At 60.1% G+C, this 8,212-nt stretch carries 6 protein-coding genes; 4 read left to right on the top strand and 2 right to left on the bottom strand.

Annotated features, from left to right (window positions below; all coding sequences use genetic code 11):
* Both IVB27_RS14445 and IVB27_RS14440 read left to right on the top strand, forming a co-directional pair.
* Positions 1-798 (top strand): tyrosine-type recombinase/integrase (locus IVB27_RS14445; RefSeq protein WP_247444209.1); only part of this gene is annotated, 798 nt, incomplete at its 5' end.
* Positions 799-1,280: 482 nt separating this feature from the next.
* Positions 1,281-1,604, top strand: a complete 324-nt coding sequence (locus tag IVB27_RS14440; RefSeq protein ID WP_247444208.1) for a hypothetical protein — start codon at positions 1,281-1,283, stop codon at positions 1,602-1,604.
* Between the two features lie 370 nt (positions 1,605-1,974).
* Here IVB27_RS14440 and IVB27_RS14435 read toward each other — a convergent pair whose 3' ends face one another.
* Entirely contained in the window at positions 1,975-2,379 is a 405-nt protein-coding gene (locus tag IVB27_RS14435; RefSeq protein ID WP_247444207.1) for a hypothetical protein, read from the bottom strand.
* A 786-nt stretch (positions 2,380-3,165) separates the two neighbouring features.
* On the opposite strand from IVB27_RS14435, the gene IVB27_RS14430 reads away from it, so the two are divergent.
* Both IVB27_RS14430 and IVB27_RS14425 read left to right on the top strand, forming a co-directional pair.
* Positions 3,166-6,267 (top strand): autotransporter family protein, encoded by a 3,102-nt coding sequence (locus IVB27_RS14430; RefSeq protein WP_247444206.1) that lies wholly within the window; start codon positions 3,166-3,168, stop codon positions 6,265-6,267.
* Between the two features lie 907 nt (positions 6,268-7,174).
* Entirely contained in the window at positions 7,175-7,330 is a 156-nt protein-coding gene (locus IVB27_RS14425) for a hypothetical protein (protein WP_247444205.1), read from the top strand.
* A gap of 367 nt (positions 7,331-7,697) precedes the next feature.
* Here the strand turns inward: IVB27_RS14425 and IVB27_RS14420 are convergent, their stop codons facing one another.
* The gene (locus IVB27_RS14420; protein ID WP_247444204.1) at positions 7,698-7,901 is read right to left on the bottom strand and encodes a hypothetical protein; all 204 of its coding nucleotides are present in this window, start codon (positions 7,899-7,901) and stop codon (positions 7,698-7,700) included.
* Positions 7,902-8,212: the final 311 nt, after the last annotated feature.

Raw genomic sequence — 8,212 nt, 5'->3', positions numbered from 1 at the left:
CACGCGCCCGGACCTCGGGTGAAAACTTGTTCGTTGTCTTGCTCGTCATGGCTCCACCTTCTCAAGAGTTGGAGCCTCCGGCAATCCCGGGGCGGTTCAATGGGCCTCCTCGGCGGTATCTTCAGCTACGCGGTCGATGAAGGTTACCGGCCGGACAACCCGATTCGAGGCATCAGGCGGCCGAAGGATCAAACCAGGGAGTGGCGCCTGGATGACGCCGGGTATCGTCGCCTCGGAAAGTGTCTCGCCGCTGCTGAGGCAAACGGAGAACACTGGCAGCGTGTCCTCGCAAGCCGCACATCTGCGATGACCGGTTGCCGCTTGGACGAGGTAGAGGGTTTGCTGAAGACCGAGGTCGATCCCGTTGGGATGGCACTTCGCTTGGGGGGCAGCAAGACGGGCAAGAGCATTCGCCCCGTTGGGCCAGCTGTCATTGCCGTCCTGAAGACCGCAATGGCCAAGTCCAAGTCGAAGTATGTGTTTCCATCCATAACGTCCGAGGCGAAACACCACACCGGGTTGACCCGATGGCTCCAAAAAGTGTCCGCAAAGGACGTGCCAGGCATTACTAGCCATGGCCTACGGCATTCCTTTAGCTCCACCGCTGAGGATCTCAGCTACACCATACCGACGATCAAAGCGCTCATTGGCCATTCCAAAAAAGGAAACGTGACGATGGGCTATCTTCACAAAATTGATTCGGCGCTTTTGGCGGCCGCGGATCGCATAGCCCGACACATCGACGATGCTATGACCGGAAAGAAACAAAGCAAGGTCGTCCAACTTCGGAAGGCCTGATTAATCGGCGCGGCTATAGGGTAGCTCCCGAAAAGCTGGTCCGCACCAGCCTGCCGCGTCGGCCATATGCGGAGCACAAGCGGAAGTGCAATGGCGGACTTTGTCCCAAAGGGATTCTACGCGCTCGAAAGGGCGGTGTTGCTGATAGCGCGGGAGCTAACCTAGATCGAAATTGGGGGGCGATCAGAGACGGGGCCGCGACTGCCCGACCGCCTGTGGCCCGAGCCAACATGCGCGCGGACATTACCAAGTGACGAACACGTCACCGCGGTCTTCCGTCAAAAAGAGATAGGCTTGACCCTGGTCAAGAGCGGCCTTTGCAGCGCCAGTCGGAGTGGACTGATGGTGCACACTCATGCCCTGCAAGCCGCCGGCCCTGCCAGTGTAACTCACTGAGGACCGATAGTTGAGGCCAGGGACATCAGACGCTTTCTGGATCTGAATCGTGCCATTGCTTCCTCCTCTCACCGGTGAAGAATTAGTTGAAAGCGACAGAGCTGTTCAAAGCGCATGCGGAGCGGGCTCATAGGGTTCATGGTGTCCAAAAGCCTGAACGCGAAACGTTCGGGCCTTGCAGCAATTATATCGAGATGAGCGGCCGGTTAATTTACAAGAGTAGCAATGGTGACAGCTGGTTTTTGGCGCGTCATCCCTCTTCGAACACACCTATGATCAAGCATCAGCCCAATCCCAGTTCAGGTGGTCTAGTTTCCTATATTGAGGTTGGAAGGTTTCTTCGCCAAGGCGCACTCGGTCCAGAGCGGCAGGGGCTGCTCAAATTGATAAATTCGCTGATCAGTGATTGATCGAGCGTAAGGATTAAGTGCCGCCGCGAGCTGACCACCTTCCGTCATATGTTGAGCGCAATGCGCTCTCGAAGCTACGGAACGGCCAGGAGCTCCCGCCCGGAAAACTTGGCCCCACGGGGCACAGCAGTCTTCTGAAGATGATCGCTAAGGGGTGGATCGTACGAGGCAACGCGAGCGGCTCTTATCGAATCACGCCCGCAGGCGACGCCGCGTTGCGGGCTATCATTCCTTGACGAGTTGACGCCGCGCCAGCGCCTTTGTCACTTCTTAACCGGCTGACCGGCTTTTGTGAAAGCTACCCATCGACGCTTCGGCCCTTCCCTCATGCCAGCAGTCATTTGCTGCGGCTGCGGTGGCATGAAGACCATCACCGGCTCTGAAGGAAGGCCGACGCACGTATCGGATTGATCGCTTGATCAAATATCCCGCATCCCGGCTCGACAATCTTCAGCAAGCCGCTGATGGAGCGCTGATCTCGTACATCGTGCGGGAAGGTGCGGTTCGCGCGATCCTGAGGTTCAATGCCGATGGGGAAATCTCGGCGCACACGTGCGGACCCACAAAATAGCGCATGGCAGTTTTTGTCATTCCCTTCAGGAATCCGAGGCCGGGTGCGGCGCACAACCGGATTGTGTGGCAACAGGCGCGAATCATCGCCAATCTGCGCATCGGCCACATGCATGGTGGGCACGTCAATGGGCGATGCGCTGCTGGTTAACTTCGCGTTGTGGGGAATGCTCGTTTGCGCAGGTCTGAAGCTGGTGGTGCTCATCGGCTGAAGCCGCCAGCGTGCGCTCTCCCGTAGGAACTTGTCGCCGCGCCCCGCCGGTGCCCACGCGGCCACCTCTATCGTAGCCCAGACGGTCGTGATTGGGGGCCCCTTTCATTCCCGCACCCTTGCTTCAGCCTCGACGTGAAAGACGAGCAGCTCATTCTCGATCAAACCGATTCGCTGTAAGAAACGGTTTACCACCTTGCGTTGCGCATACGACACACCGTCGCCGGTTCCGCTCAATGAACGCGCAGTTACCATTGACGCGCGTCGATGGTCCTCTAGCTTGCAGCCATCTCTGTTAATGTACTGAGCGCTGCAAGCGCACGCGTTGACGGAGCATGGGATTGGGAATGGGGCACCATGCGCGAATGCAATTGGGTGCGGCTGCATGGGTGCAATGCTAGCGGGGCTAAACGCGTCAGCTTGTCGCCAGGAGAGCGGTTAGGCCTTCTCCTCCGTGTTGCAACGACTTTGTCCTTGTTAGCCTTTTCGTCGCCCGCCCTGGCACAGAATCGGACGCGCGCGACCAGCACGGACTGGGCGGTAGGGACCAATTGGTCCGGCGGTGCGATGCCGACCAGCCCCAGCGGTATCACCACAAATTCGGTATCGCCAATCCGACGGTGCTCGGCATCAGTTACTGTCTTAGTTGTGTTGTCTTTACAACGCCAGGTGTGACTGGGGTGCTACAACGCGTTCTAATTGTTACGATTAGCATCGAGGGAATCAAGAAGAAGCAGATTGCGGTGCAACAGAGCTTCGCGGCAATGCTCGGGGATACGGATGATAAAGAATAGAACGCGCAATGCACTTCTTCTTGGCATGTCTTGCGGCGCGCTGACGCTGGCTAGTCCCCAGTCAGGCAATGCGGCCAATTATGTCGCATCGAATGAGACCGAGCTTCGCGCCGCCATCGTCGCAGCGAATGCCGATGGCGATCCCGCCTCGACCATCACCGTGACGAGCAATATCGCCGTAGCTGACCCCACTGCCTTGCCAGCAGTGACCAAACCCGGAGTGACCATCGACCGGGGCACGTTCAACGTCACCATCAACAACAACTCGCTGACGAACAACGGCACGATCACAGGGTCGACGGCGCTCGGCTCCATTGAGACGAGCAACTTCACTCTCCTCAACAATGGCGCCATGCGAGCATTTAATGGTAATGGTGGCACGACCATCATCAACAACGGCTCTTCGGACGGCATTCTGTTCAGATCCGGCGCCAATGTTTACGAGCTCCGCGCGGGAGGGAGCATGAACCCCGGCGCGACTATCCGATCGTTTGGAACCGATACCTTCAGGCTGGGCGGTAGCGTCGATGCGACCTTGGACGTTTCGCAGATCAGCTCAGGTACCTTTCCGGCCCCTAGCCGTACCTACAATAATTTTGAATTTTTCCAGAAGGTCGGCACCAGCACATGGACGCTGACAGGAGCGACGGCAGGTACGAACACCGTCACCTCGTGGCAAATCCTCGCAGGCACTCTGTCAGTCTCCAGCAACACCAATCTCGGCGCCGCCGCTGGCACCGTCACTTTCGACGGCGGCACGCTGCAGAACACGGCATCATTCAGCTCCGCACGCACTATGACCGTCAATGCCGGCGGCGGCACCATCCAGACGCTGGCGGACCTCACTCTGGCGGGCGTGATCGGCGGCGCGGGTGCGCTGGCCAAGAGCGGCAGCTCCAGATTGATCCTGACCGGCACCAACACCTATGCCGGCGGCACCACGATTTCGGAAGGTACGTTGCAACTCGGCAACGGCGGCACGACAGGTTCGATAGCCGGGGACGTAGTCAATAGCGCCACACTCGCGTTCGACCGCAGCAATTTGCTGACGTTCGGCGGGCTGATTTCGGGCGGCGGCGCGGTTAACCAGATCGGCCCCGGCACGACCGTGTTCACGGCCAATAACACATATACGGGTTTGACCACGATTTCCGCCGGGAGGCTGGAACTTGGCAATGGCGGGACGTCAGGCTCCATTGCCGGCGACGTGCTCAACAACAGCGTTCTCGCCTTCAATCGCTCAAACGCGTTCATCATGCCCGGCGCGATTTCCGGTTCGGGCGCGGTGGAACAGAACGGTGGCGGGACGACGGTTCTCACCGGCGACAACACCTATTCGGGCGGCACGATGATCAATGCCGGCACTTTGCAACTCGGCAATGGTGGCACCAGCGGGTCTATCGTCGGCGATGTGCTCAACAACAGCGCGCTGGCGTTCAACCGCTCTGACACCATGACGTTCGGAGGGATCATTTCCGGCAGCGGCGCGGTGAACCAGATCGGCAGCGGCGTGACCGTACTGATCGGCAACAACATCTATACCGGCGATACCACTGTCAGCGCCGGGACACTGCTGGCCGGAGCGACGAACGTGTTCAGCCCTCTCTCCGCTCATACGGTGCTGAGCGGAGGCACGCTCGATCTCGCCGGCTTCAACCAGACCGTCGCCTCGCTCGACAATGCAGGTCTCGTGAACTTGAGCGGCGCGCCCGGCACCACGCTCACCGTCACCGGCGGTTATGCGGGGAGTGGCGGCACGATCAATCTTAACACCGCGCTCGGCGGCGACAGTTCAGTGACCGATCGCCTCGTCGTGGGCGGCAGCACCTCGGGCGCGACGAATTTAAAGGTGACCAATGTCGGGGGCGCTGGCGCACCGACTGTCGAGGGCATCAAAGTGGTCGACGTCGGCGGCGCCTCGAACGGCACGTTTGCGCTACAGGGCAACTACGTGCTGGCGGGCCAGCAGGCGGTGGTCGGCGGCGCCTTCGCCTATACGCTACAGCAGAATGGCGTCAGCACGCCCGCCGATGGCGACTGGTATCTGCGCTCATCGCTGATCAATCCGCTCGCAGCAGCGCCCGCAGGCCCGCTGTACCAGCCCGGCGTTCCGCTTTACGAGAACTACGCCCAGGTGCTGCTCGGCCTGAACGACCTGCCGACCCTGCAGCAGCGCGTCGGCAACCGCTATTGGGGCGGCAGCGATGCCATGGCGCGTGCTGGGACCACGCCGGCACCGAGCGTCGGCTCAGCTACACCCTCGGCCTTCTGGGGCCGCATCGAGGGCAGGCACGCCGACCTTCAGCCGACCACCACGACCGGCTCGACCTACAAATCCGATCAGATGAAGGTCCAGGTCGGACTTGATGGCCTCGCGCTGGAGAACAGCTGGGGCCGAATGATCGTGGGCCTCACTGCGCAATATGGGCTCGCTACCGCTAATGTCGCATCGTTCTTCGGCAATGGCCGCATCCGCGCCGAGGGCACCGGGGTCGGCGCCACCGCCACCTGGTATGGCGACAATGGCTTCTATGTCGATGGCCAGGCGCAGACCATGTTCTACCGCAGCAATCTGTCCTCGGTGCTGGCGGGCAGCATGACCCACGGCAATGAAGGGTTCGGCTATTCCTTCAGCGTCGAAAGCGGCAAGCGTATCGGTATTGGCAACGGCTGGTCGCTGACACCGCAAGGGCAGCTCGCTTATTCCAAGGTCGCATTCGATCAGTTCGCGGACCGCTTCGCGGCGGTGGTGTCGCTGACCAATGCGGAAAGCCTGCTCGGGCGCGCCGGGCTGTCCCTCAATCATCAGAAGATGTGGAATGATGGCTCCGGCATCGTGCGCTCCGACGTCTATGCCATCGCCAATTTGCACTACGAGTTCCTGAACGGCAGCATCGTCAACGTCGCCGGCACCAGCTTTGCCAACGCCAACGATCGGCTGTGGGGCAGCATCGGCGGCGGCGGCGTCTACAGCTGGGCCAACGGGCGCTATTCCGTCTTTGGTGAGGTCACCTACAACGCAAGCCTCGCCGAGACTGCGGACAATCACAGCTACAAGGGCACCGGCGGTTTCCGTCTCGTGTGGTGAGATTGAGTTGCGGGCAGTCTGGCGAGAGCCATGTTCATTCCGCATTCATACGCGCGACTTACAACACTTTTGGGGGCTCGCGCGTGAAGGAAAATCCAATGAAGAAAATCATCTATACACTCGCAGCTGTGGCTCTGCTCGGAGTTCCTGCGTTTATCACCCCAGCGGCTGCACTCCCTGGCCACCCCGCGCTGAGCGGCATCGCTGGCTCGGAAGCCACTAGCGTGCGGTATCACTACGTCCCCCGCAAAGTCTGTACGACGCGCACCGTGGTGACCCGCGGCTATCACGGCCGCCGCATCGTCAAACGAGTCCGCGTATGTCGCTAGTAGAGGCACGGCAGTAACAGCGTGGCGCCGAAAGTCTAACTACTTTGCTCCGGATCCGTAAGCACAGGAGGCCGCCCACTGAGGCGGCCTTACTCTTCGTCCATTGGGACATTTATGGGTGGCTACTCCGCCGCTTGTTGTACGGTGCGGATTTGCTCGGCGCTCCGCGCGAGTGCTTCGTAGTTCTTGGCAACAGTGCGAAGCGCGTCTCGGGTTTCGGGATATTCGCAATTGTCTGCCTTGGCGCGAAATTCCTCCGCGCGGTTCCGCCAGTACTTCGGAGAGTGCATTCGCTCGAGGCCCATGAAGCCAATCCCTGCAAAATTGGTCAGTTCATGCTGATTAACGAACGTTAGGATTGGGAGTTCCGCTGATCGGTCGCCGCAGATATCGGTTCGCCCTTCGTCAAATCAGGCCACTCCCAAAATGAAACTACGCCACCGAGGACGGAAGCAGGCCAGTACCTATCGGAAGACGTGATCGGCCAACCGGAAAGATGCCGTCAGCTGAGGCGGCCTCTTTTTTCGGGCCGGCGTCCGCAGTTAGGTCGGCGGTTTCAATCCTGGGGAGCTAATCCATTGCTGAAGCTGGAGGGCGGTTTCGCTTATGCGCGCGGCTCTCAGGAGAGCTTCGCGCTTCGCTCCGGGCGGTGCTGCCTCTGCGCGCCGGCCGGCTTCGTCCGCCAACTGGGCAAGTCGAACGGTGATGGGAATGGTTTGTTTTTTTCTGGTTAGCATGGGGTGGCTCCGCGTGATGGCGGGAGCACGAGCAGCTCTCAGTCACCGATAGATACCGTGATGGGCCGGTGATGGAATGACAAGGCGCTTGTTCCGCTCCAATAGATACTAAATTCCGCACTGCAAAATAGGCGCCACGAGATTCAGCGTGGGACGGAGCACGACCGGCTCAATGGTGCTGGCAAGCCCGTTGCATTCTGAACGCGCCAAATTCACCAATGCCTTCAACGGGTGAACGGATCGGGAAAGTTCACACTTGGCGAGGCAGCGGTCACCCGCCACAAATCCTAGCGGCTTGCCTCCGGCCGGTACCGCCGCGATGGGCCACCAAGTCTTCGAGCGCTACATGCGCTGCCGACGCGGCTTACTTCGGGGGCTGCAGACCAGGCGAGGTCAGCCACTCGCTCAGATGCGCGCCGGTCTCGGCTAAGCGCGCCTTCCTGAGAAACCGCTCGCGCTCAGCACCAGCGGGGAGTTGGGCAGCTTGTTCTTTGAGCTGGGTGGCGTGCTCGCCCAATCGTTCTTCAAGGGACAGATTGTGCTTCACTCTGCGGCGTTGCTGAGACATGGAGCGTCCTTGTGCCATTAACGACGACTCCAAAATCAAAAAAGGAAAGTTCAGTTCCGGTCTCGGAACGTAAATTACCGTCCAACGTCGAGGAGCGCTTCGTCTGCTCCACCTGCGGAAGGCGCGGGGCCGCTGTCTTCAATTGGCGCGAGCGGGGCAGAGACGGCCCCGGCCGTGGGGGGTTTTTGGGCATTGTGGGCCGGGGCCGCTGCAGGTGCCTGGACCTAGGGGAAGGCCAAGCGTCCTGAGCCTAGGAAAAATCGGCAATTTGTTCTGTTCGCTTTCGGACGGTGGCTATATTGTTCCCTCGG

This window comes from Bradyrhizobium sp. 197, from assembly GCF_023073375.1.
In the GTDB taxonomy this organism is placed as follows: Bacteria; Pseudomonadota; Alphaproteobacteria; order Rhizobiales; family Xanthobacteraceae; genus Bradyrhizobium.
This window is presented reverse-complemented; position numbering and strand designations above follow the sequence as displayed.

Bases quoted from the DNA above. Each gene is read 5' to 3' on its own strand.
- IVB27_RS14435 (WP_247444207.1), bottom strand. From the start codon at position 2,379: ATGAGCACCACCAGCTTCAGACCTGCGCAAACGAGCATTCCCCACAAC.
- IVB27_RS14430 (WP_247444206.1), top strand. From the start codon at position 3,166: ATGATAAAGAATAGAACGCGCAATGCACTTCTTCTTGGCATGTCTTGC.
- IVB27_RS14420 (WP_247444204.1), bottom strand. From the start codon at position 7,901: ATGTCTCAGCAACGCCGCAGAGTGAAGCACAATCTGTCCCTTGAAGAA.